This window comes from Anabaena lutea FACHB-196 (genome assembly GCF_014698305.1).
Classification (GTDB): Bacteria; Cyanobacteriota; Cyanobacteriia; order Cyanobacteriales; family Nostocaceae; genus Anabaena; species Anabaena lutea.
Genome location: NZ_JACJST010000005.1, coordinates 46,899 through 72,262, shown reverse-complemented (window position 1 = coordinate 72,262; position 25,364 = coordinate 46,899). Strand labels below are relative to the sequence as shown.

The following is a 25,364-nucleotide window of genomic DNA, read 5'->3' as shown; positions in this document are numbered from 1 at the left end:
TTTAGTATTAAAAGATAGCAATCCTTGCGGAAGCGGTGAACACACTTTAGGTTGGCTTATTACGCGGTAATTAACTGATAGCGCTCACAGATAAATCACTAAACCGCGTCATCGCTCAACAGCAACTCTAAAATATGTGTTGATTATTCCTGACAGTTGTCTATAACAATGCCTGATTATTAGTCAGTAATAAAAAACCATAGCAAGTAAATCTGTGAAGAGTTAAAAGTCTTGTTGTGTCTGATTTTCATGATCAGTGTATGTCATAACCTACCTGGCAACTGACACAATAACAAAATAGTAATTGACAGAAAATTATGAAAAACGCTATAATCAGGATTTGTTAAAATAGACTATAAGCAGCAACACGCGCTGTAACTCATGCCAACAATACAGCAGCTAATACGTACGGAACGCGAGCAAGCGCGTCAGAAAACAAAGTCCCCGGCTCTGAAACAATGCCCTCAACGTCGAGGAGTTTGTACCAGAGTCTACACAACTACACCGAAAAAGCCGAACTCAGCGCTCCGCAAAGTAGCAAGAGTCAGACTTACCTCTGGATTTGAAGTTACAGCTTACATCCCAGGTATTGGTCATAACTTGCAAGAACACTCTGTTGTGATGATTCGTGGTGGTCGGGTAAAAGACTTACCAGGTGTGAGATACCACATTATCCGTGGCACGTTAGATACAGCTGGAGTTAAAGACAGGAAGCAAGGTCGTTCCAAGTATGGAACTAAGCGTCCAAAAGCAGCCAAATAATAGGAACAAGACGATTAATCGCATCACTTACGATTAATCGCCTTATTACCTAAAACCGCAGTCAACCCAAACCAACAAGCTGCTTCCTCTTGTTTAATAAATAAAGTTGCTCTCGGCGCTAAACGAACAAGTGTAGGTTTTTCAAGCAGAATAAGGTCAGCGATAGCAGCACTTTAATGTAAATATTAAAGTTTACAATGTTTTCGCCTTGTGTATCTGGTAGGGGAGCAGCAAGTAAATTAGTTCAGCCAAGCTGCAACTAGAGCCAAAACTCAAGGAAGTGAGAGCGGCTACTTACACCGCTTTTAAGTTCCTATGTTCTGATAGCATATAATTTCGTTGCCAAATTCCGAATTTAAGGATGAAGTATGTCTCGTCGTGGTGTTAGTCAAAGACGCCCAGTTCCGTCTGACTCAGTGTATAACAGTCGTCTGGTCAGCATGATTATCAGGCGGATCATGCGTCATGGCAAGAAATCACTTGCCGCAAGGATCGTTTACGATGCATTGAAAACTATTGAGGAACGCACTGGTAATGGTGCTTTAGAAACCTTTGAAAGAGCAGTGCGAAATGCAACGCCTTTAGTAGAAGTGAAAGCTCGACGAGTAGGTGGAGCAACTTACCAAGTACCCATGGAAGTGCGGACAGAAAGGGGTACTACCCTAGCCTTGCGTTGGCTAGTGCAATATTCTAGAGCCAGACCAGGCCGCACAATGGCCAGCCGACTCGCAAATGAGTTGATGGATGCTGCTAACGAAACAGGAAGCGCGATTCGCAAGCGGGAAGAAACGCACCGGATGGCTGAAGCAAATAAGGCATTTGCACACTATCGTTACTAACTAGAGCAACGATATATCGCCATCGGAAAGCGGTATATCGTAAAATTTCCTGAAAAAGACGGTTTTCCGTAAAAGTATAGAATCTTAACAAAGAGTAATATACAAGATATCATGAGGCAAAAACTATAGGAGGTAACTGTGGTACGCACAAACCCGCTAGAGAAAGTACGCAATATCGGTATTGCGGCGCATATAGATGCGGGCAAAACAACGACAACAGAGAGAATATTATTTTACTCTGGGATAATTCATAAAATTGGCGAAGTTCATGAAGGAACGGCCGTCACAGACTGGATGGATCAAGAGCGGGAGCGGGGAATTACCATCACTGCTGCTGCGATCAGTACCAGCTGGAAAGATCATCAAATTAACATTATCGATACTCCTGGTCACGTTGACTTCACTATTGAAGTTGAACGTTCCATGCGCGTGTTAGATGGTGTAATCGCCGTCTTTTGTTCCGTTGGTGGTGTCCAACCACAATCTGAGACAGTATGGCGACAAGCTGATCGCTATAAAGTGCCTCGGATCGCTTTCATTAACAAGATGGATCGCACAGGGGCGAACTTCTATAGAGTTCACGAGCAGATGATTGATCGTCTGCGTGCTAATGCGATCGCTATTCAACTGCCAATTGGTAGTGAAACTGAATTCAAAGGTATCGTTGACTTGGTGCGGATGTGTGCATATATGTACGCTAACGACCAAGGTACTGATATTCAAGAAACAGAAATACCAGCCGAATTGCAGGAAAAAGCAGCCGAATACCGCATCAAGCTGATAGAAGCAGTGTCAGAAACCGATGACGTGCTGATGAATAAGTACTTCGAGGGCGAAGAACTTACAGAAGCAGAAATTCGTTCTGCCCTGCGTAAAGGCACAACTGCGGGGACGATTGTACCAGTACTGTGCGGTTCAGCCTTTAAAAACAAAGGCGTACAGTTGATGTTGGATGCAGTCGTAGATTATCTACCCGCACCCACAGAAGTGCCACCAATTCAAGGCATCTTGCCCAATGGCGAGACTGTCGAACGCCGAGCCGATGACAACGAACCTTTAGCAGCTCTGGCATTTAAGATTATGGCTGACCCTTATGGTCGCCTGACTTTCGTTCGTGTTTATTCTGGTGTGCTGAAAAAAGGCAGTTATGTCCTCAACGCCAGCAAAAACAAAAAAGAACGGATTTCCCGCCTAGTGCTGATGAAAGCAGATGACCGACAAGATGTCGAAGAACTGCGAGCAGGTGATTTGGGAGCAGCATTAGGATTAAAAGACACCTTGACAGGTGACACTTTATGTGATGAAGGATCACCAGTAATTCTGGAATCCTTATTTATTCCTGAACCCGTAATCTCGGTAGCGGTAGAACCCAAAACCAAGAACGACATGGACAAATTGTCCAAGGCGTTGCAATCTCTCTCAGAAGAAGATCCCACCTTCCGTGTGCGTGTAGATCCCGAAACAAACCAAACTGTAATTGCTGGGATGGGAGAACTCCACCTAGAAATTCTTGTAGACCGGATGTTACGGGAATTTAAAGTGGAAGCGAATGTCGGTGCGCCACAAGTCGCTTACCGGGAAACGATTCGCAAAGCCGTAAACAAAGTGGAAGGCAAATTCATCCGCCAAAGCGGTGGTAAGGGTCAATACGGTCATGTTGTCATCAATTTGGAGCCAGGAGAACCAGGCACAGGTTTTGAATTTGTCTCCAAGATTGTTGGTGGTACCGTACCTAAAGAGTACGTAGGCCCAGCAGAACAAGGCATGAAAGAATGTTGTGAATCCGGTGTTGTCGCTGGATATCCACTCATTGATGTCAAAGCTACTTTGGTAGATGGCTCTTACCACGATGTAGACTCTTCGGAAATGGCTTTCAAAATTGCTGGCTCAATGGCAATGAAAGAGGCGGTATCGAAAGCTTCACCTGTCATCTTAGAGCCTATGATGAAAGTTGAAGTTGAAGTACCCGAAGACTTTATTGGGAACGTCATTGGCGACTTAATCGCCCGCAGAGGGCAGATTGAAAGCCAAAGCACTGAACAGGGACTCGCTAAGGTGGCATCTAAAGTTCCACTGGCAACCATGTTTGGCTATGCCACTGATATCCGGTCGAAAACCCAAGGTCGGGGTATCTTTACAATGGAGTTCAGTCACTACGAAGAGGTGCCTCGCAGCGTGGCTGAAACTATCATTGCAAAAAGTAAAGGGAACGCTTAATTAAAAAAGGAAACGAGCATTCATGGCACGCGCAAAGTTTGAAAGAAATAAACCCCATTTAAATATCGGTACTGTTGGCCACGTTGACCACGGCAAAACTACTTTAACAGCAGCAATTACCATGACTTTGGCTGCTAATGGTCAAGCTGTAGCTAAAGGTTACGACCAAATCGATAACGCACCAGAAGAAAAGGCACGTGGTATTACCATCAATACTGCTCACGTTGAGTATGAAACCACAGATCGCCACTATGCTCACGTAGACTGTCCCGGACACGCTGACTATGTAAAAAACATGATCACCGGTGCGGCTCAAATGGATGGTGGCATCCTCGTAGTGGCTGCTACCGATGGTCCTATGCCCCAAACCCGGGAACATATCCTGTTGGCAAAACAGGTGGGTGTTCCTAGTCTGGTCGTCTTCTTGAACAAAGAAGATTTGATGGATGACCCCGAACTGCTAGAACTCGTAGAACTGGAACTTCGGGAACTGTTAACTAGCTACGATTTCCCCGGTGATGATATCCCTATTATCAAAGGCTCTGGTCTACAAGCTCTCGAAGCCATGACCAAGAATCCTAAGACGCAACGGGGAGAAAATCCTTGGGTTGATAAAATCTACGAACTGATGGATGCAGTAGATGCCTATATCCCCACTCCTGAGCGGGATGTAGACAAGCCTTTCTTGATGGCTGTAGAAGACGTTTTCTCCATCACAGGTCGTGGTACTGTGGCTACAGGTCGGATTGAACGGGGTGTAGTCAAAGTCGGCGATAACGTCGAACTGGTAGGTATCAGAGATACTCGTGCCACTACCGTAACTGGGATTGAGATGTTCAAGAAGAGTCTTGATCAAGGTATGGCTGGAGATAACGCTGGCGTACTGCTGCGGGGTATTCAAAAGACTGATATTGAACGGGGCATGGTAATTGCTAAACCCGGTTCTATTACACCTCACACTCAATTTGAAGGTGAAGTGTACGTTCTCACCGAAAAAGAAGGTGGTCGGAAAACACCATTTTTCGCTGGATACCGTCCTCAGTTTTATGTCCGGACAACTGATGTAACTGGCACTATCAAAAGCTACACCTCCGATGAAGGCAAAGAGGTGGAAATGGTTATGCCTGGAGACCGGATCAAAATGACAGTAGAACTGATCAACCCCATTGCGATTGAGCAAGGTATGCGCTTCGCTATTCGTGAAGGTGGTCGCACTATTGGTGCTGGTGTGGTATCCAAAATCCTGAAATAGTAAGCACCTTTTTCCTTCTCATAATCAAGGAGCAGGGATGGTTTGATGCATCTCTGCTCCTTTAGCTTCCCCAAAACAATTTTGGAGTTTAAATTTTGGATCTGGTATTGCATCTGAAAATCTAAAATCTAAAATCTAAAATCTAAAATCTAAAATTCACAGAACCTGGAAAACTTTCATATGGCAACTCTACAGCAGCAGAAGATTAGAATTCGCTTACAGGCTTTTGACCGACGTTTATTGGATACATCTTGCGAGAAGATTGTAGATACAGCTAACCGCACTAACGCCACAGCTATAGGACCTATTCCTTTACCAACAAAACGGCGGATCTATTGCGTACTGCGATCCCCTCACGTCGATAAAGATTCCCGCGAACATTTTGAAACCCGCACCCATCGCCGGATTATTGACATTTACCAGCCTTCTTCTAAAACTATCGATGCGCTGATGAAGTTGGATTTACCATCTGGTGTAGATATCGAAGTCAAATTGTAAATTAGTCATTAGTCATTAGTCATTAGCACTTGGACAAATGACTAATGAAATTTTGTGGTATTAATATTTACTTTGTCCTGGAGAAATTTGTGGGAGAGACTCTCTGAGGGGCAGAAGGGGAGACTCAATGAAGCAAAGATAGATGTCTCGGTTTCTTCTTTCTCTCCATGATCGTGTCTTTTCTTCAACTCAGGACTTTTTATTAGCTATTAAACAAATGATAGAATATAAGTAAATTACAGAGAAATTAGGAAAAATAAATTTTTTAAGAATTAAATTTATACTCAACTAACAATGACATCTTCTTCTAAAATTGCAGTCCGTGAACTGCCTCTTTTCCCTTTACCTGAAGTGGTTCTGTTCCCCACTAGACCTTTACCCCTACATATCTTTGAATTTCGCTACAGAATCATGATGAACACGATTTTGGAGAGCGATCGCAGGTTTGGAGTCTTGATGGTCGATCCAGTTAAAGGCACAATTACTAACGTTGGCTGCTGTGCGGAAATTATTCATTACAAGCGGATGCCTGACGACCGGATGGAAATGCTAACTTTAGGACAGCAACGGTTTCGCGTTTTAGAATATATCCGCGAAAAACCCTATCGCGTTGGGTTAGTGGAGTGGATTGAAGACCAACCGCCATCTAAAGATTTGCGACCTTTAGCTACTGAGGTAGAACAGTTATTGCGAGATGTCGTCCGTCTGTCAGGAAAGTTAACTGAACAAAATATTGAATTACCAGAAGATTTACCAGATTTACCAACAGAGCTATCCTATTGGGTGGCCAGTAATCTGTATGGTGTTGCTCCAGAACAACAAGCATTGTTAGAAATACAAGACACTGCGGCTCGCTTAGAACGAGAAGCAGAAATTTTAACTTCTACTCGTAACCATCTGGCAGCACGTTCTGTTCTTAAAGATACATTTAAAAATTAATGCTTAATAGAGTCTACAGCACGATCCGCGAACGTAGGCTCTATCAAGAATTAGAAATTCTCAATCAAGGTAACACTATAGCTACCAAAAACTTTTATTATTTCTGTGTAATTACGTAACTCAGATAAAGCTGTTTGCACTTGAGTTGCACTTGCTTCTATGTCAATGAAAAATATATATTCTCCTAATGAGCGTTTTGTGGGACGAGACTCAATTCGACTAAGGTTAATACCTAGATTAGCAAATACTTGCAAAGCTTTAGCTAGTGCGCCAGGTACATTAGCAGGTAAGCTAAAAGCTATGGAGGTATGAGTAGGAGCGATCTCTCTAGAAGATATTTGAACAACAGCATCTTTTTGGCTGTGACTAATTACCCAAAAGCGAGTACAGTTGTCTGGATAATCGTTAATACCAGTGGCTAATATAGGTAAATTGTAAAGTTCTGCTGCTCTGCTCGAGGCAATCGCTGCGGTTGTCACCTCCTGTTTGAGTCCCTGGAGAGCCTCAGCCGTAGAGTTACTCGGAATCAAATTCACATTAGGCAAAAATTGCCCCAACCATCCCTGACATTGTGCTAAAGCCTGGGGATGAGAATAAACAGTTTGAATCCTCTCTAAGCTATCAGCACAGGAAATTAAGGTATGGGAGATAGGCAAGACTAAAGCCAACTGAATTTGTAAAGTTTCCAATTGCCACAAAGTATCCATCGTCATGCTGACACTGCCTTCAATGGAATTCTCTACAGGCACAACAGCTAACTGGGCTTGGTTTGTAGCCACAGCTTGTAGTGATTGGGCAATAGTGAGATAAGGACATAAGGTAGCGACAACTCCTGGCGTTTTTTTCAGCCAGTTGAGATAAAAAAAAGCAGCTTGTTCGGCGTAAGTTCCCGGTGGTCCCAAATGTGCGATCGCTAAAGGTGGACTTTTCTCCATTGATACAGTCATGCTTTTAATCTTAAGTTACAAGTTGGATTGATAATTAAACAAGGTTATAGTTTTTTATAAATAAATCTAACTTTATTAAAAAATATTAAAATTAGACAATAATGCGTTAATTTGCTTATGGCTACCAAGTTTACTGCCTCTCAATCGGTCGAAATTGCTGTCCCTAAGCAGCCTATTTCTATTCACCACTACTTGCGTCAGCCTCAACGTCTTGTCAACAGTTTGGCTGATAACAGTCGGATTCAACAGCTTTCCGAGGAAGTATTTCGCTTAAAAATGCGTCCTCTGGCTTTTATGTCACTGAGTATTCAACCTACAGTAGACATGAGAGTTTGGGCTGATTCCCAGGGAACAATTTATTTGCGATCGCTCGGTTGTGAAATCCTTGGTTTTGAGTATATCAATCAACGCTTTGCTCTGAATTTAAAAGGATACTTGTCACCCTATCAACTAGGTAGTGAGACTCGCTTACAAGGACAAGCCGATCTAGAAGTGCTGGTGGAGATTCCCCAACCATTTTCTCTGACTCCAAAGTCGATTTTAGAAGCCACAGGTAATGGTTTGCTCAAAAGCGTATTGTTGACTATCAAGCAAAGATTATTGCATCACCTCCTTGCTGATTATCGTAATTGGGTAATATCGCACACAGAAATAACTAAAATTGGCAGTGATAATACTGAAATACCAATCTTGAACTTCGATTAACTTTCTATTCACTCGGTACTCGGTACTCGGTACTCATAACTGAATTTGGCAAGGACGAAAAGATAGACGATGCAGGGGTGAAGTTCCGTATTTTTGGAGAGCCAGTAAATGTCTCTGGCTCCCATAGCCTTTATTCTGCTCCAAGTTATACATGGGATACTTTGATGCTAGACGCACTACTAGATCATCACGCCAAACTTTAGCCATGATGCTAGCAGCTGCAATGTTGAGCGATCGCTCATCTCCCTTAACGATTGTTTGTTGTGGTATAAATAAGTCCTTTACTAACTGATTACCATCAACTAAGCAAAGTGTAGGCTGTACCTTCAACTTCAGTACAGCCCGCTTCATTGCTAACAATGTTGCCTGCAAAATATTTAATTGGTCAATTTCCGCAACTGAAGCATAACCAATTTTCCAATCTAAAGCCAGCCCATCAATTTGCTGCGCTAGTTGAGTTCTTCGAGAACTAGACAACTTCTTGCTGTCTTTAATTTTGGCTGCCATCAAATGTGACCAAGCCTGTTCAGGTAGGATCACCGCTGCTGCAACTACGGGACCAAATAAAGCACCTCGCCCCACTTCATCTATACCCGCAATCAACCCCTGAATGCCTAAGCTGGTGGAAAACTCCAGCCAACTAGATTCACCTAAGGGTGCGGTTGACCAAACATCTGCACTTGTTTGCACTGTTTTGGCCATAAGTCCCGCTAACTTTCCTCTAAGCTTGACGTATCTGCGTCTAATGCTGAGGAACGACGGCGACGACGGCGATTAGCAATAGTAGTGCTATTTATTTCATTTTCATCTGTGAAAGTCTCAAATTCTGTTCGCGGAGTATCTGGGAAAGATGGCTCGATTGCTAATTTAGGAAAAGATGGTTCTTCCACCTCAACTTTTGGTGTTGGCTTTTTGACTGCACTCACTTCAGGACTAGTTCTTTGAAGAACAGTTGGTTCTGAAGTAGATTCAGTTGGTGAAGTTGGTATTTGTCCAGGTTGAACAATATTGAAAATCACTGATTTGGAATTCTTCACCTCTTGGTCTAACTTCACCCCAGGAGAAATTCCCATCAAAGCAAACATATCTTGTTCCTGAAGTGTCATTTCTACAGAAACAATCTGTGGAGGTTCTACTACGGGTTTGACTGGATCAATCTTAACTTTCGTCCGCTCTACTCTTTCTGTCCATCCAGATTTGCCAAGACTAGGTGTGCGGGTAGCGTCTCTGGCCTCTCTCAGAGGAACTTCGCTAATACGTCGCGTTTCGGAGAGCAGAGAGGGAATTTCTTGTATTGGTGTCAGTTCAGTGTCAGTATCCATATCCAAGTCTGGCTCGTTCACAAAACCCAGTGGATTAGCAACTAACCGCGTTTCATCTTTTCCGTTAGCCCCATTGATACCAATGCGACTGCGGCGAGTGCGGGTACGACGCTTATTGTCGCCCAATTCTTGATAGCTGGGATGATTAATCAGATCCATGGCACTCAATTCCGAGTCACCTTCAAATCCTTCCCCAAAGCCATCATAGCTTTCCCTTTCCCGTGCTTCTATAATGCGGTTAGCTGACAGACGGGGTTCTCTTTGCGGCGGCGGTGCAAACCTTTCTGGTATGTCTGCTGCTGGGATTGGTAATCGGTTTTCTATTTCTCCTGGTAAGCGTACGGTATGCCCTAAACCGCCGCAGGTGGGACAAGTTTCCCCAAACAATTCGTAAATGTTTTGACCTTGCCGCTTACGAGTTAGTTCTACCAAACCTAGTTCGGTGAGTTGGGCAATCTGAGGACGAGCTTTGTCAGCTTTCAGAGCTTTGTTAAAGTGTTCTAATACTTGTAGTTGATCGCGCCGCGATTCCATATCAATGAAGTCAACGACGATGACACCAGCAATATTTCGCAACCTTAACTGACGGGCAATTTCTGTAGCTGCTTCGCAGTTTGTCCACAAAACTGTTTCTCTAGCTGTTGCTGATCGAGTGAAGGAACCTGAGTTAACATCAATTACTGTTAATGCCTCTGTCGGCTCAATAATGATGTAACCTCCAGAAGGTAAGTCTACTCTGGGTTTAAGGGCTTCACGAATAGCTGCACTAATGCGGAAGTATTCTAAAATGGGAGAGCGATCACGATGGTGGTCAATCAGCAATCCCTGTGGTGTTTGTCCTCCACTCCAGTTCTGTAAATACTGCTTCACTCGTCGCAAACCAGTACTGGAATCGACGACAATTCGATTCACATCCGCGCCATACATATCTCGCAACACGCGCTGGATGAAGTCGTCATCCCGATTGAGCAATGCAGGAGCGCGGGTAGATTGAGCTTCTAGCTGGATTGCTTCCCACTGCCTTTGCAGTACTTCTAAGTCTTCAATAATTGCTTCTTCTGGCTTGCCTTCAGCTTCTGTCCGCACCAGCACACCCATACCTGCGGGTTTAATTAAAATTGCTAGGGCGCGTAAGCGGTTGCGCTCACTTTCGCTTTTAATCCGCCGAGATAAATTTACGCCTCTGCCATAGGGCATCAGCACTACGTATCTTCCAGGTGAGGTGATGTTACCAGTTAACCTTGGGCCTTTTGTTCCCGTTGGCTCTTTCATCACTTGCACCAATACTTTTTGCTGTGGTGTCAACAGTTCGGTAATGGCTGCGGCACTACGCTTGAGCTTCAATGGTCCCAAATCAGTAACATGAATAAAGCCGTTGCGTTCTGGGTCGCCAATATTTACAAAAGCCGCATCTATGCCTGGTAATACATTTTCTACTACTCCTAAGTAGATATCACCAATTTGGTGATGCCCCGTGGCGACAACCAGTTCTTGTATTTGATCTTCAGAAAAGACGGCAGCAATCTGATGCTGCTCCGCGATAATAATTTGTTTTGGCATTCAAGTTCCTCAAAAATTGGTAGCACCAACAGGGATTAGAAGAAGATCCTGTTATACTTCTAGTACCTACGGTCGCTGCTACAATGCGCTACTGGTAATAAAAATTGTAAATCTGGGACAGCTTCCCATAATAGGAAGCTATGAAAACTGTAATTGCGTTTACACGCCTGATTATTCCAGAACGGCTGCATATAGTTTTAAGTAGTTAAATCAACCGTCCGTGGTTGATTTCTAATGCAATACCTTCACCATCTAGGGTAATGGTATTAGTGCAGGTGTTGTAAAAAGCATAGAGTTAGATATCAGGCGTAGAGCTATTGTCAGTTTATGATTCACGAGGTAGCTATCGAGAGTGTTTTTGAATCTGCTTTAGTTTGTCTGGGATACAATCCTAGAAGTTGCACTCTCATATCTTTGCTTTCGCTCCCTGGGTATCAGGGCAGTGAACCAAGTCATTCAATGCAGCGCCAGAAAATTTCTCTTCACTTCATTCTAACGCAACCTTGCTAAAAATCAATTCCCATAATGATGCTCATTCAGGACAACTACTAGCAAGTTGCCCTTTAGGGATTATATCCCTAAAACTAGTCGATTGCGGTGGATATGCAGGAGGTGAAATTCTGCACTAACCACGATTTCTAGTATAGACAAAATTTGCTCAGGGCGCAATATTACTCCATCAGGGCGACAGCTACCCACATAACGCAAGACGGCTTTTGATTCTGTTTGGGAGTTGTCTACTTCTACTAGTTCAAGCTCAAACAAGCGATCGCGCAGATTTATGATTTGCTGTTTTCCTGATTTGGTTATATGTTCTGACAATATCTCGTTTTTAGCTTTGATAGCCGCAATCCAGTCTTGCCATTGTGTTGCTGGTACTTCCCCAACTGTAGACACTGTTAGCAAATACTCTGCCGCTTCCATGATTTGGGTAGCTGCACTAGCTTTTAAATCTATCTCTTCCACATTATATATGGGTATGTCTGTGGGCAATTGGCTCACTAGTTGCTCACGAAAACTTTCCACATCCATTGGTTGAGTTAATTCAAAATCGACAATTTCACCGCTGCTAGTGGCTCCCAATGCTAAGGCGCTGGTTAGGGAAATACGGGGATTCGGATGAAATCCACCACTAAAAGAAATTGGTAAACCTGCACGTCGCATTACTCTGTCAAACAAGCGCATTAAGTCGAGGTGACTTACTAAAGCCATATCACCCTGTTTACCAAACCAAACTCGCAGGCGTTGTGCTTTGGTGGTGTCGGGGACAAAGGAGCCAGCAAATGGCGGAATTGCAGGCGGCTCAATGACGATATTATGCCCAAAATCAGTGCCACAGACACCGCAATGAGAACAACCTTCAAAAGAGCAATCGGGAACAATTGCCGCTTCTAGAGCGCGTTGTAAGTCTTCTTGCAGCCACTTTTTGTCAATGCCGGTATCTATATGATCCCAAGGCAGGGAAGTATTGAGTACCGAGTACCGAGTACCGAGTATCGAGTGAGGAGTGGTGAGTTTTGAGTCCTGAGTGAGGATTTCTCCCCCTGCTTCCTGCTCCTTGCTCCCTGCTGCAAACAGATTCCATTCGCCGTTTTCGACTAAGCGATATTTCCAGTCTAGTCCAGCTTCAGCGATTGCATTTCCCCAAGCTGTAAAAGCCTGTTCTACATTTTCATACCAGGAATCCATGCCTGCACCCAATTCCCAAGCACGTTGCAAGACTTTACCTAAAGAGCGATCGCCCCGACCTATAAAGTCTTCCATTGCCGAAAGGCGAATATCAGTAAAATTCACCTTTGTATTCCGTATTCTCCTGAATTCTTGCCGCAGTAAGTTTTGCTTGCGCTTAAACTCTGAGGTAGAAACTGAGTGCCATTGAAAAGGGGTATGTGGCTTGGGCGTAAAATTAGAAATCGTCAAATTAAAGTTGAGTGATCTTCTGCCTTTAGCCCAACATTCTCGCTGTAACCAGCTTACCGTCTCCGCAATCCCTAAAACATCGTCATCAGTTTCACCGGGCAAACCGATCATGAAATACAACTTAATTTTATCCCAGCCTTGTTCCCAAGCTGTTTTTACTCCCCGCAATAATTCTTCATTTGTTAAACCCTTATTGACAATATCCCGCATCCGCTGGGTTCCCGCTTCTGGAGCAAATGTCAAACTCCCTTGGCGTGTTCCTCCCAGGATATTAGCAATATTCTCATCAAATCTGTCTACTCTCTGACTGGGTAAGGTGAGAGAAATATTTTCATTTTTTAACCGATTTTTGATTTCCATCCCTACTGCTGGGAGGGCTAAATAATCAGAACAACTCAGAGATAACAATGAAAATTCATTGTAACCTGTCGCCCGCATTCCCGCTTCAATCGCTTCTACTACCTTTTCTGGTTCTACATCCCGTGCTGGACGAGTCAACATTCCTGGTTGACAGAAGCGACAGCCACGAGTGCAACCGCGACGAATTTCAATTGTCAAGCGATCGTGTACTGTCTCGACGTAGGGAACTAAGCCAATAGAATAGGCAGGAATGGGTGTTGCCACTCTGCGAAGAATGCGTTTTGGTACATCTGGACGCAAAGGATAGACTGCACCTCCTTCTCCCATTTCATAAAACTGAGGCACATAAACACCAGGAATCTGTGCCAAGTCTAGCAACAGTTCTTCCCGAGGCAATTTGGCTTTTTTCCCTTCTTCTAATACCAAGCCAATTTCTGGTAAAAGTTCTTCCCCATCGCCCAAAACAATAAAGTCGAAAAAGTCGGCATAGGGTTCAGGGTTAGATGTTGCAGTCTGTCCCCCTGCGAAAATCAAGGGAAATGAGGATTGGTGATTGGTGATTGGTGATTGGTGATTCTCCCCTGCACCCTGCACCCTGCACCCTGCACCCTGCCTCTCTCTCCAAGTCAGGGGAATTCCTGCCAAATCCAACATTTCCAGGATGTTGGTTGCACCTAATTCATAACTGAGACTAAAACCTAAAATATCGAATTCTGTGAGCCAGCGTTTAGACTCTACCGCAAACAAGGGGGTCTGGGTGGTGCGGAGTTTGGCTGCTAAATCTGTCCCTGGGAGGTAAGCGCGATCGCACAACTGATTTGGCTGGGCATTCAAAATGTTATAAAGAATGATATGCCCCAAATTAGATGCACCTACTTCATATACCTCTGGATACGTTAAAACCCAGCGTATAGTTGCCGTATTCCAAGGCTTGTGTACTGCTAGACTCTCATTACCCAGGTAACGAGCAGGTTTTAAAATATCCGATGTTATTAATTGTTCTACTAAAACAGCCACCGATGCTCTCTTTTAGCTACCTTAAATTACAGCTAACCAGACCTAACTTAGCATTGATTTATGTCTTTCAACCGCATTCATTGTCTTAAACTACAACTGTTTTACAAAAATTTACTTCTCATCTGAAATTTAGGCTCATACAGTATGGCAGTTCGTTTTGATTTTGGATAGCTTGCGTGGCGTAGCCACACTTAGTTGGGTAGGTAGAAGAGAATAGGAAATAGGGAACCAGGAAAGAAGCCTCTTCGCGTTGTACTGAGTTTTTGAGCGTCCGGTGCAGTCTATTTTGCCTCTAGCTTGCGTGGCGTAAACCATACGCTCCCGTAAGGGATACACAAAAATCAAATTAAATCAAAGTTGTAAATGATGCCAAAGCCAATACTAGAAGCTTTTTTGACTTTCAGACTTTGAGTTGTCAAATCGGAATCAGCTTAAAATATCTCAAAAACCCGATCAAGTTGGGTTAATTCAAAAATTATTCTGATAGTCGGGGACACAGCACTTAATCGAAAAGTCCTTCCTAAGCTATCTGCCAGCTTGAGTGCAGACACCAAAGCCATTAAGCCTGCACTGTCTATGGCTTCTACTGAGCCTAAATCCACAAGTACAATTGTACTCGTATCTTCTTGTACCAAAGCAGATGTCATCTCTTGTTCAAATTCCCAGGCATTTGTGGCATTTAAACAGCCTTGGGGACGAATAACTGTAAGTTTTGGCTGGTTGAGAGTTTTCAGCATAGTCACATCCTGATTCAATCTTGTGAACCGCAGAGCGTAGTTTACTTGAACATAAACTGTTTTTCCCGGATTGACTATATATCTTTAGTTACTTTGCTGAATCTTTATTACTTTAGTGCTTCTGTTTAAAGATTGTCATAAATACACTATAAAATGTATTTTTATATACATTTTTTTTGTGCGAGTTAAAAAACAATCAACATAGATAGCCCAAATGCAGATTAATTTTATGTAGATATAGTGATAAACTCTCCCATATCTGTAAATCAAGAGGATTTGAGCAAAAGTATATGTAGATGTCAACCCTAATTGTTACCTTTTCCAATGGCAAGAAACAGGGTTAGCAACAAAGTGTGTGTCTAAAATTCAATAGTGATCTATATCACCATACATCATGCATTCAGATCACTTTTTATACTGAAGTTTATCTTGGATAATGAGTAACAATGACAGTTGGTTTATTCCTTATGAACACTCGATACGCAATTCGTCAACTGGTAGAAAAAGCGTTACACATCAAAAAACTAACTCCAGAAATAGAAAACGAAATCAACTCAGAACTGACGCAACTGGGTTACATATCCGATGTTGACTACGAAGCCCTAGAATTACTAATGGCAGAGATGGATGCTGGTCGAGTTAAGCTAGTCCCTACCTGGGGATAATCATCATTCATAACTTTACAATTGTTTGCCCTCAGGGAATGATTGCCAAAATTGGTGAATAAACTGATTGAGATGATCCTGAGCAACTGGGTCTATATCAGCTTTTGGTTGTTTGGGTGAAAGTTGGCTTAATAGGGTAATGACTTCTGTATCCATAGCCGGTCGAAATAAATTTACAGGCCACAACAGGTCGGGCGCATCTCTCAAATCGTTGATTAGCGGTGGTTCGTAGGTGAAGTTAGCCAACAATAAAGGACGAACCCAGCACAAGTCACGAGAAATCACAACTTGAACGACTTCTGCGTAAAGATTTCTGTCACCATAATCCAAAGATACAATTTGTCCCGGTTGAAATTTGGGGCTAATATCCATAATCAGGGAACGGCAGTGAGGCATAATTGTGTTGCAGCTTTCTTAATTTTAGAAGTCGAAAGGTAGTATTTTTGATAGATTTTTATGTACTACTAATGTAGTATAATGTTTACGCTGAGGATTTATTCGTTCTCACAACAAACAATATCCTGATAGCAAAAATTTTTCTGCCTGGAATTAGAACAGAAATGTTATAAGATTAAGTAAACAACTGTTAAGCAAATGCTGGACAGAGACCGTATTGTCGTAAATCAAGTATAAAAGAGCAAAGAGTAGTGTCAGTCGAAACCATTGAGAAGCGTTCCACATCCCGCAAGCTCGCGCCTCAGTATCGCGTTTTGCTCCATAACGACGACTACAACTCTATGGAGTATGTGGTTCAGGTATTAATGACTACTGTGCCGAGCATTACCCAGCCTCAAGCTGTGAGCATCATGATGGAAGCCCATCAAAACGGGTTAGCCTTAGTAATTACCTGCGCTTTGGAACCCGCTGAGTTTTATTGCGAAACACTGAAAAGTCATGGTTTAAGTAGCACCATTGAACCTGACGAATAGTCATTAGTCATTTTAGTCATTAGTCATTAGTCATTAGGATAAATACATATACTGGACTAATGATTATTGACGCACTTATTATGAAAATCAACTTAGCCAAACTCTCCCAAAGCCCCGTCCTTGTGAGGGTGGGTTGCTTTGTTTTGATTTTACTGCTTTTATGGTTGCCCTTAGCTGTACCAATTTACCGATTAGTGTCTGATACTAATTTAGCAAGTATCTTGACAATCTTGGCGCTGTATGTAGAGTTTATTTTTTTGCTCACGCTATGGGGAAAACAAGTCTATCAGCGATCGCAAACATTCAGCTATTATGGATTAGAATTTACACACTTAAATGGCGTATATGCATTGCGTGGGTTAGCTATTGGACTGCTTAGTGTTTTAGTTTTATTTAGTTTACAAGGTTTGCTAGGTTGGTTAGTCTGGCAACAACCGAAAGTGTTTCTCCTAAAAATAGTTGTAGAAGGGTTGTTAGTAAGTTTAGGTGTTGGTTTTGCGGAAGAATTGTTATTTCGGGGTTGGTTACTAGATGAGTTACAGCGAGATTACAAACGAGCTATAGCAATGTGGATAAATTCTATGTTATTTGCTATTGCCCATTTTATTAAACCTCTAGAGGCAATTATTCATACTTTGCCACAATTTCCCGCTTTGGTATTGCTAGGTTTAACGCAAGTATGGGGTAAAGATTCTTGTAGAGGACGTTTGGGTTTACCAATTGGTTTACATGGTGGTTTAGTTTGGGGTTATTACATTATTAATGTGGGAGAATTAACAAAATATTCGGGAGTAGTTCCTGACTGGGTGACAGGTGTAAATAATAATCCTTTACAGGGAATAATGGGAGTACTATTTATGGGTGGGTTGGCTTGGTGGATGCGAAGCAGAAGCACTAAATTGAATTATGATTAAATATCTTGTCATTTTACTGTTATTAATATGTTCTTTTTCTTTAGCATCTCCAGCTTGGGCTAATGTATGTCACAATTATGATGGGCATGAAATTTGCATTTTGAGTATCAAACGCAGTGCGAAAAAATATTGGGAATATAGGGCTGTCGTGAGTGTGAATGGGGTGAAAACACCTGTAGAAATTTACAATTGTCGTGCTAAGTTTAAGCTCAATAAAGATGGGACTTTCACTCAATTTAGAGATAATAGTCCTGGTGAAATGATTTGCAGTTTTTTTAAGAAGTAGTCTTTGTGATTATCTTCAACAACGCTTTCAGCCTTAACTTAACTATATGGGCTGATAAAAAATCGTGCAAATAAATTCTAATTTAACCATTTTATAGTCATTTATTAACATTCTTCACATAAGTTTAAGCAATACAGATTACTACCTGTATTGCTGAGTTAAGTATTTGTGTGTTCTAGCCTACTTTGATTTTCAATGCTGATATAGCGATCGCTCTGTCAGCAAAGTATGTCTGTGCAGTTAATGTTGTTTTACCACCAAGAAACATGGCATTTATACTACAAATTCTCCACGCAGCTGACCAGGAAGCAGGCATTCCAGCTTTAGAAGATGCACCCCGCTTCAGTGCTGTTCTGAATGCGCTAAAAAATGAGGATAAAGATAATGATGGTAATCCAGATTACGCCAATACGGTAATTCTTTCTTCAGGAGATGCTTACATTCCCGGCTTGTTTCTTAACTCAAGTGCAGACCCTTCCTTAGCACCTCTATTTGGAAAACAGGGTGCAGGCCGGGCGGATATTATCATTCAAAATGAGTTAGGTTTTCAGGCGATCGCTTTCGGAAACCATGAATTTGATCTGGGTACTAGTTTTATCCAATCTTTATTAGCACCCGACGATGCATATCCCGGTGCAAATTTCCCGTACTTGAGTGCCAACCTCAACTTCAGCCCTGATGCAAATTTAGCTCCCCTAGTCACTGCTGACGGTCAAGAAGCCAGCACCATTCCCGGTAAAATTGCTAAGAGTACAGTAATTACTGTTAATGGCGAGAAAATTGGTGTTGTAGGGGCTACTACCCCCCTATTGCCCAGAATTTCCTCACCGGGAAACGTGGAAGTTTTACCAACAGACTCTGCTGATATTTCTGCCCTAGCTGCGGAAATTCAAACATCCGTAGATGCCTTAAAAGAAACAGGTATCAATAAAATCATTTTATTAGCTCATATGCAACAAATTGGCATTGAGCAACAATTAGCAGGTTTATTGGAGGATGTAGACATTATTATGGCGGGGGGTTCAAATACTCGCCTTATTGATGACACAGACCGTCTACGAGATGGGGATACAAAACAAGGAGATTACCCCATTCTCACCAAATCTGCAACTGGTGATGATGTTGCCATCATCAATACCGACGGTAACTATAAATATGTTGGTCGCCTAGTAGTAGAATTTGACGAACAGGGGAAAATTATTCCTGGCAGTATTGACCCTAACATTAGTGGTGCTTACGCTACCGATGACCAAGGAGTTGCTGACCTTAACGCTCAAAATTTAGTAGATCCAGAAATTCAAGCGATCGCAGATGCACTCAAAGAAGTCATCCTAGCTCAAGATAGCAACGTCTTAGGGATTACTGACGTATTTCTCAATGGCGATCGCACTAATGTACGTACCCAAGAAACCAACTTGGGGAATTTGACCGCCGATGCCAATCTCTATTATGTCAAACCCCTTGATTCAACGGTAGCAGTCTCCCTAAAAAATGGTGGTGGTATCCGTAACAATATTGGTAACATTGTTACTCCTGCCGGAGCTACAGAATCAGTTAAACTACCCCCTGAAGGAAATTCCTTATCAGGAAAACCAGACGGAGGTATTTCCCAACCAGATGTCCAAAATGCACTCAGTTTCAACAACGCACTAACTCTAATTACACTAACTGCTGAACAATTAAAACAGGTACTCGAACATAGTATAGCCGCAACAGCCCCTGGAGCTACTCCTGGTCAATTCCCCCAAGTTGGTGGCGTATCTTTCAGCTTTGACGCAACCAAACCTGTCGGTCAACGCATCCAAAATGCAGCAATTCTCAATGAAAATGGCAGTATAAAAGATGTCTTAGTCAAAGATGGTCAGTTACAAGGTAATGACAGTCGTCCCATTCGCATCGTCACTCTCACCTTCTTAGCTGATGGTGGTGATGGTTATCCAGTAGGAGATTTTGTCACAGCTAATCCTACCTTTGCAAATCGTATAGATTTAGCTGGAGAGATAGAAGACAAGAACCTCAACGGGATAATAGATACACCTGTTGATCCTGCTACCTTCGACCCAGACCAAGCCAATTTTGCTGCATCTGGAACTGAGCAAGATGCCTTTGCAGAATACTTATTAGCCAACTTTGCTACTACGCCTTTTAATAGTGAAGATGTTGATGCTGATCAAGATTTGAGAATTCAAAACCTTTCTCAACGCGAAGATGCTGTGTTGGCAAACCTGCCCCCAGAAATTACATTTGGTTCTACAAGCGACGATGAAATTACTGCTGCACCAGATCAAATATTATTCACGGGTGACGGAGAAGATTTAGTAGAGTCAACCTCAGATAATATAATCATAACTGGCGACGGTGATGACTCAGTATTTGTAGGTAGTAATTCTGCCGTATTTACCCAAGAAGGTAATGATCAGGTGTTTATTGGTCAAAACGGTGCTGCTGAAAACACTATTGTTGATGGTGGAGCCGATGATGATTTAATTGCCGTAGTTGAAGCTAATGGAGTTAATTATCTATTTGGAGCCGCAGGTGAAGATACTCTGCAAGTAATAGAAGGTTCAGATCAAGTATTATTCGGTGGTTCAGGCAACGACACCATCAGAAGTGAAGGCAGCAATAACAGACTCTATGGTGGTTCTGGTGATGATATCCTCTACTCTAACGTCAACGATTTCCTTTTCGGTGGTAATGGAAATGATATTCTCTTTGCAGGTAGTGGAGGTGGTAACAGCCTAACCGGTGGTGCTGGTGCTGACCAATTCTGGATTGCAAATGGTAGTCTACCTACTAGCAAAAATATTGTGACTGACTTTACTGCCGGAGTCGATGTGATGGGAATTGGTGGTATTAATGGTGTCACTCAATTTAGTGATCTAACACTGCTTCAAGACGGTAATAATACTTTGGTAAGCATAGGTAATGTTGAAGTAGCTTCATTAATTGGAGTGACAGCAAATAGTCTCACAGCCAGCGATTTTGCTTTTGCTGCAAGCGTCATTTAGTTAAGGCTAAAAGCTGTTTATTTCAGACACGAAAAGAAGCAGTTTCATATCAATACTTATTGGTTAAAGGGGGAAGGGAAAAATCATTGACCCGACCCCAGCAACCTTTCCCCTTGAATATCAGTTGAGTTATAATAGCTATTATTAGAAATCCTTCAGGGCTTTGGTGGAACTGTTCCTATTTTACAAATTCGATGCTGAAGCAATTACTATCTTTGATAGCCTACGACGGAAAAAGGTTCGTGTAGCAAAGATGGATTTGAGAATTGCAGCAATTGCTATGTCTCGTAACTTGGTGTTATTGACCAGCAATGTTAGTGACTTCAGCAAAGTTCCAGGTTTAGTAACAGAGGATTGGACAGTGTAGAGTAGGTAGTTAACAAAAAAACTTATTCAGTTAGCTCTATTTGTTTGGTGTCGCAAAAACACGCCAAATAACAAATATAGTAATTCCTAGATATGCCAATACAGTCAGCCATTCTTGCCAACGACTTGATAGATTATTCATAAGCAAAAATCAGCATTAATCTACTACCTCCAGCATTGTACCCACTAAACAAGCCCGATCTAAATTAACTCCTCGCAAATTTGCAGATTCTAACTCTGCACAAAGTAAATTAGCTCCTGTTAAATTCGCCCCAGCCAAATTTGCACCTCGCAAGTCGGCTTCTTCCAGGTTGGCTTCACTTAATAATGCCCCTTGTAAATCAGCACGACTCAAGTCTGCACCTTTGAGATTTGCCCCTGTCAGGTTAACACCACGTAAGTCAGCGCCTCGCAAATCAACGCCTTGCAAGTTAACACTCATTAAATTAGCACCACTTAAAAAAGCACCTGCTAAAGATGCGTCGCTAAGTGTAGCACCCATAAAGTTAGCACCACGCAAATTACTACCCCGCAAATCAGCACTCGTTAAGTCTGCTTGCATCAAATTTGCTCCCATGAGGTTAGCCCGCAAGTCAGTTTCTTGCAGGTTTGCTCCCATTAAGTTAGCACCTTCTAAATGCCCACCTTCAAGTTTAGAACCTGCGAAGTTAGTCCCCACCAAGATAGCACCGGCTAAGTTGATACGGTTTAAATCTAGTTGGGATAGTTCCTCATCTTCTAAGTCTGCCCCTGGGAGTTGTTTGATTTTTCCTGATTTAATGGCTTCAATGTTCATTTGGGGTAACTATTAATCTCCTGACTACTTTTGCTGTGGCTATCCCATCTAGAATCCAGTAACCACATACTACTACTGACTTTCGGTGTCATTAGAGGTAAGTCTAGTCCCTGTTGTAAGCCCATGACTAACAAAGTTAGGGTATCTACAAGTTTAGGGTCAAAACGTGTGGATTGTTGCTTTCGGCACTGATCTAATGCTTGAGCAAATATATCTTGCCCACTTTGTTCTGAGTATTGTTGTTGACAAACTCGCCATTGAAAGTCTGCGGCTAAGGCTAAAATTCTTGATTCTAGGGGAATTTCATCTCCAGCTAAACCTGCTGGTTCTCCTGTTCCATTCCACCACTCTGTTTGGTGAGTGATAATTTGGGCAATTGCTCGCAGTCGTGGCATTGTTCTTAATACCTGCGCCCCTGGGACTAGAGGACAAGTTAAAGGACAACTGGGGGCTTCTTCTTCATAACCTGTAGATGCGCCGGGAGTAAGGACGCTTTCTGCCTTTTGTAGTGGATCTATGCGATGTAGTAAAGCAGCAAGGCGCAATCTTTTAATTTGCCATGCGGGTAAATCCAACAACTGCCCCATTGTTTCACAAATTGCCACAACTTCTGCTGAAGCCATGGGGTTGTTGATATCTGCTAAATCGATTAATTGCGCCATTCGCAAAAATGCCTGGATTTCGTTAGAAACCAAGTTACGATCTAGGGCGACGGGAATAGAATTCTCTTGCCCAGTTTGCAGGTAATCGACGACGCGAGAGACAACTACACCTAAGTCTTTTGGTGAAATAATTGCAGCCTGAATTGCTTGTTTATGGGCGGTGAGTTTGCTGGCTAGTTCTGGGTTATATTTTTCAATGTGAGCGATCGCTATTTCTGCTGTCTCTCTCACTAACTCCGGTTCAAATGTCCACAGTCCATAAAATTTACGTTCTAAATCCGATGTCGGTAAACCACCAACACTATAATCAGCCTCTGATAATTCTTGACAAATTACCATGGCTGTGTATTTAGGTGATAAAATAATTAAATGCCATTCCTGTTCTACAGGATCACCCGCTTCTATAGGCACTAAATCAACATTTGGTAACTGGCTAGTAGGATGTTCTGCAAAGCCAGCATCGGCGGCAGCCATAATGGCAATTCCACGGCTGCGCTGGGCAATATCTGCGTATCTATTTGCTTCTTGCAAATACCATTTACCCTTTTGGAAGGCCGTGATCACTAAAGGCTCTCCGTCCTCAGTTAATATATGGTCTTCTAAAGCATGACACAGAGATACAAGGGTATTTTTGTAGTATACCCCAAAGCGAATTGGTCTAGTGCTGTGACGGTGGGCTGTTTCTAGTTTTTGGAGAATTGAACCTTCTAACATGGGGGCTGGGAGGAAGAGGTGACGGGTGACAGGTGACAGGTGACAGGTGACTAGAGTTCAGAATCTTGAATTTTCCTGTTCCCTGTTCCCTGTTACCTAGTTAATACCTACAAGTTGCTTTTCTTTTGCTTCTATTGGCGCAGAAAGTGCTGTTTCTAACTCAGCACAACCCAATCTTTCTTCTAGGATGTTCATCACTTCCCGTCCGAATTCGTTGGGGTTGCGTCGCCATGCTTGTAAACAGACTTCTCCAAAGAATGAACCAAGTGGTTCAGGATTCCACAGGAGTTTTTTAGCTGTCCAAGGCATCAAACTCATTGGATCATACCCTGGTTTGAGGATACCTTCTTTAAAGGCATATTCTTCTAAGTGGGTATGGGGTTGCAGTCCAATGAAGAAAATGGCAGGTTCGACTTTATCAGCACCAAAAATCCGTTCTAATTCCCGATGATAAGCGATCGTTTGGCGAATGGTTTCGTGACGTTCGTCAATGACATTAAATGAGTAATTGACGGAAACTAAATCATTAAAACCTGCTGCTTTTAGGTCTCGACAGTTTTGCAACACGGTTCGCAGATTATACCCCATCCGCATTTTTCGCACTAATTCTTGAGAACCGCTAGTAATGCCGATTTCAAAGTAGTTCATCCCAGTTTTTGCCATCAACTCACACAACTCTGGTGTTAAGTTGTCTGCTCTGATGTATGCTGCCCAGTTTATATCTGTCATGCCAGAATCGACAATCTTTTGTAATAGTTCTACAGCATCGTCGATATATTTGCGTGCGGGGATAAATTGAGCATCAGTAAACCAGAAGTTACGAACACCACGATTGTATAATTGTCGCATCTCAGCTACAACTTCATCGGCTGGGTTAATACGGACTTGTTTACCTTCAACCACTGTATAAACGCAATAACAGCAGTTATGAGGACAACCACGTTTGGTTTGAACACCAACGTAAAAATCCTGGTCTTGCAAGTAATAGTTAAATTCCGGCCAGATGGTTTCTATGTAGTCGTAGTTGCAAGCTGTTTTTTCTAGGGGTGTAGGTTGTTCATGGATAAGCCGTTGTCGTGGTTGATTTTCTCCTACTACATAGCAACGTTCATCTCTAAACTCTTGTCCACCCAAGAATTTTGTCAGCAAAGTTTCTCCTTCACCTACAGAAATAATTGTTCCCGCTGGTAAGCTTTTGCCTAATTGTTGGTAAAATACGCTGACTGCACCACCACCTAAAACTACACGCGCTTGGGAATTATATTTTTGGGCGCGTTTTAAACCGCGTTTAATTAATCCCAAGTTACGCCACAGTTCTACATAGTAGGCGATAAAAATTCGTAAACCGCCTAATGCACCGCGTAATTTGATGAATGGGTTCTTGGCATAGTAAAATTCAAAAGCGTTTTGTAGCGGATTGCCACCACGACCGCCCACAGGTGCATATATTTGAATATCTCGCCAAGAGAATACTAATAATGTGGGTTTAAACTCATCAATACAGGTATCTAGGGCAGTGGCATAATCTAAAGGTGGGACTGTGCCTAAATCAAAAATTCGCTGTTCAATATCAGGAAACAGCTTGTGGACGTGATCACTAAGGTAAACTACCCCAATGGGAAAGATGGGGTTACAAGGAAGGCGAACGTAGAGAATTCGATTTTCCATCATGGTTGTTTCAACTGCCATCTTGCCAATTTGTAGGGGATTTGTGTGCCTACTATTAATTTACCAATATTTACAATAGCTTTCATCTTTCAGATATCAGCAGTCAGTGGTAATACTTTTATGATGGGTGGTTTTACAGGTGTTAATAAAAACCCTATCCTGTAAATCCTTTAATCCTGGATATCCTGTATCCCTGACGGGAGGCGTTAGCCATTTCTGACAAAAATTCATAAGTGCGAAATTAGAAAAAATTTACATAATTTTTCAGTAGCTTTAATAGT

22 protein-coding genes are annotated in these 25,364 nt (G+C 42.5%); 13 read left to right on the top strand and 9 right to left on the bottom strand.

Features of this window, described 5'->3' with window-relative positions; translation table 11 throughout:
• Window positions 1–381: 381 nt before the first annotated feature.
• The 6 genes from rpsL (at window position 382) to H6G59_RS07335 (ending at window position 6,507) form a co-directional block, all read left to right on the top strand.
• Window positions 382–762 (top strand): 30S ribosomal protein S12, encoded by a 381-nt coding sequence (rpsL, locus tag H6G59_RS07360; protein ID WP_190712914.1) that lies wholly within the window; start codon window positions 382–384, stop codon window positions 760–762.
• A 368-nt stretch (window positions 763–1,130) separates the two neighbouring features.
• Window positions 1,131–1,601: a 30S ribosomal protein S7 gene (rpsG, locus tag H6G59_RS07355; protein ID WP_127053523.1), complete on the top strand. Its 471-nt coding sequence runs from the start codon at window positions 1,131–1,133 to the stop codon at window positions 1,599–1,601.
• 138 nt (window positions 1,602–1,739) lie between these two features.
• On the top strand, window positions 1,740–3,818 hold the full coding sequence (gene fusA, locus H6G59_RS07350; protein WP_190712912.1) for an elongation factor G: 2,079 nt from the start codon (window positions 1,740–1,742) through the stop codon (window positions 3,816–3,818).
• A gap of 22 nt (window positions 3,819–3,840) precedes the next feature.
• Window positions 3,841–5,070, top strand: a complete 1,230-nt coding sequence (tuf, locus tag H6G59_RS07345) for an elongation factor Tu (protein WP_190712910.1) — start codon at window positions 3,841–3,843, stop codon at window positions 5,068–5,070.
• Between the two features lie 180 nt (window positions 5,071–5,250).
• Window positions 5,251–5,568, top strand: a complete 318-nt coding sequence (gene rpsJ, locus H6G59_RS07340; protein ID WP_008232935.1) for a 30S ribosomal protein S10 — start codon at window positions 5,251–5,253, stop codon at window positions 5,566–5,568.
• 294 nt (window positions 5,569–5,862) lie between these two features.
• Window positions 5,863–6,507: an LON peptidase substrate-binding domain-containing protein gene (locus H6G59_RS07335; protein WP_190712908.1), complete on the top strand. Its 645-nt coding sequence runs from the start codon at window positions 5,863–5,865 to the stop codon at window positions 6,505–6,507.
• 50 nt (window positions 6,508–6,557) lie between these two features.
• Here the strand turns inward: H6G59_RS07335 and pheA are convergent, their stop codons facing one another.
• Entirely contained in the window at window positions 6,558–7,454 is an 897-nt protein-coding gene (gene pheA, locus H6G59_RS07330) for a prephenate dehydratase (RefSeq protein ID WP_190712906.1), read from the bottom strand.
• A gap of 117 nt (window positions 7,455–7,571) precedes the next feature.
• Between pheA and H6G59_RS07325 the strand changes: the two genes are divergently transcribed.
• Window positions 7,572–8,159 carry a DUF1997 domain-containing protein gene (locus tag H6G59_RS07325; RefSeq protein WP_190712905.1) on the top strand — a complete coding sequence of 196 codons (588 nt, stop codon included), beginning with the start codon at window positions 7,572–7,574 and terminating at the stop codon, window positions 8,157–8,159.
• 33 nt (window positions 8,160–8,192) lie between these two features.
• Here the strand turns inward: H6G59_RS07325 and H6G59_RS07320 are convergent, their stop codons facing one another.
• The 4 genes from H6G59_RS07320 to H6G59_RS07305 form a co-directional block, all read right to left on the bottom strand.
• On the bottom strand, window positions 8,193–8,861 hold the full coding sequence (locus H6G59_RS07320; RefSeq protein WP_190712903.1) for a ribonuclease HII: 669 nt from the start codon (window positions 8,859–8,861) through the stop codon (window positions 8,193–8,195).
• Window positions 8,862–8,869: 8 nt separating this feature from the next.
• On the bottom strand, window positions 8,870–11,041 hold the full coding sequence (gene rne / locus H6G59_RS07315; RefSeq protein ID WP_190712901.1) for a ribonuclease E: 2,172 nt from the start codon (window positions 11,039–11,041) through the stop codon (window positions 8,870–8,872).
• A gap of 570 nt (window positions 11,042–11,611) precedes the next feature.
• Entirely contained in the window at window positions 11,612–14,338 is a 2,727-nt protein-coding gene (locus H6G59_RS07310; protein ID WP_190712899.1) for a TIGR03960 family B12-binding radical SAM protein, read from the bottom strand.
• A 431-nt stretch (window positions 14,339–14,769) separates the two neighbouring features.
• A complete protein-coding gene (locus H6G59_RS07305; protein WP_190712897.1) occupies window positions 14,770–15,075 on the bottom strand; it encodes an STAS domain-containing protein in 306 nt (101 codons plus the stop codon).
• Window positions 15,076–15,542: 467 nt separating this feature from the next.
• On the opposite strand from H6G59_RS07305, the gene H6G59_RS07300 reads away from it, so the two are divergent.
• Window positions 15,543–15,740, top strand: a complete 198-nt coding sequence (locus H6G59_RS07300) for a hypothetical protein (protein ID WP_071188817.1) — start codon at window positions 15,543–15,545, stop codon at window positions 15,738–15,740.
• 15 nt (window positions 15,741–15,755) lie between these two features.
• Here H6G59_RS07300 and H6G59_RS07295 read toward each other — a convergent pair whose 3' ends face one another.
• Window positions 15,756–16,112, bottom strand: a complete 357-nt coding sequence (locus H6G59_RS07295; protein WP_190713246.1) for a hypothetical protein — start codon at window positions 16,110–16,112, stop codon at window positions 15,756–15,758.
• 275 nt (window positions 16,113–16,387) lie between these two features.
• Between H6G59_RS07295 and clpS the strand changes: the two genes are divergently transcribed.
• The 5 genes from clpS (at window position 16,388) to H6G59_RS07270 (ending at window position 21,244) form a co-directional block, all read left to right on the top strand.
• A complete protein-coding gene (gene clpS, locus H6G59_RS07290; protein ID WP_190712894.1) occupies window positions 16,388–16,669 on the top strand; it encodes an ATP-dependent Clp protease adapter ClpS in 282 nt (93 codons plus the stop codon).
• Window positions 16,670–16,749: 80 nt separating this feature from the next.
• Window positions 16,750–17,583: a CPBP family intramembrane glutamic endopeptidase gene (locus tag H6G59_RS07285; RefSeq protein ID WP_190712892.1), complete on the top strand. Its 834-nt coding sequence runs from the start codon at window positions 16,750–16,752 to the stop codon at window positions 17,581–17,583.
• A complete protein-coding gene (locus H6G59_RS07280; RefSeq protein WP_190712891.1) occupies window positions 17,576–17,869 on the top strand; it encodes a hypothetical protein in 294 nt (97 codons plus the stop codon). Before H6G59_RS07285 ends, H6G59_RS07280 begins: the two co-directional genes overlap by 8 nt.
• 185 nt (window positions 17,870–18,054) lie before the next feature.
• A complete protein-coding gene (locus H6G59_RS07275; protein WP_199331968.1) occupies window positions 18,055–20,877 on the top strand; it encodes a 5'-nucleotidase C-terminal domain-containing protein in 2,823 nt (940 codons plus the stop codon).
• Between the two features lie 163 nt (window positions 20,878–21,040).
• Window positions 21,041–21,244, top strand: coding sequence for a type II toxin-antitoxin system VapC family toxin (locus H6G59_RS07270; RefSeq protein ID WP_199331967.1), 204 nt, complete (start codon window positions 21,041–21,043; stop codon window positions 21,242–21,244).
• 156 nt (window positions 21,245–21,400) lie between these two features.
• On the opposite strand, the gene H6G59_RS07265 is transcribed toward H6G59_RS07270, so the two are convergent.
• From H6G59_RS07265 to H6G59_RS07255, 3 genes are all read right to left on the bottom strand, one after another.
• Window positions 21,401–22,039: a pentapeptide repeat-containing protein gene (locus tag H6G59_RS07265; protein ID WP_190712889.1), complete on the bottom strand. Its 639-nt coding sequence runs from the start codon at window positions 22,037–22,039 to the stop codon at window positions 21,401–21,403.
• A complete protein-coding gene (locus tag H6G59_RS07260; protein ID WP_190712887.1) occupies window positions 22,036–23,415 on the bottom strand; it encodes a DICT sensory domain-containing protein in 1,380 nt (459 codons plus the stop codon). Before H6G59_RS07260 ends, H6G59_RS07265 begins: the two co-directional genes overlap by 4 nt.
• A gap of 96 nt (window positions 23,416–23,511) precedes the next feature.
• Window positions 23,512–25,104: a photosystem II high light acclimation radical SAM protein gene (locus H6G59_RS07255; protein WP_190712884.1), complete on the bottom strand. Its 1,593-nt coding sequence runs from the start codon at window positions 25,102–25,104 to the stop codon at window positions 23,512–23,514.
• Window positions 25,105–25,364: the final 260 nt, after the last annotated feature.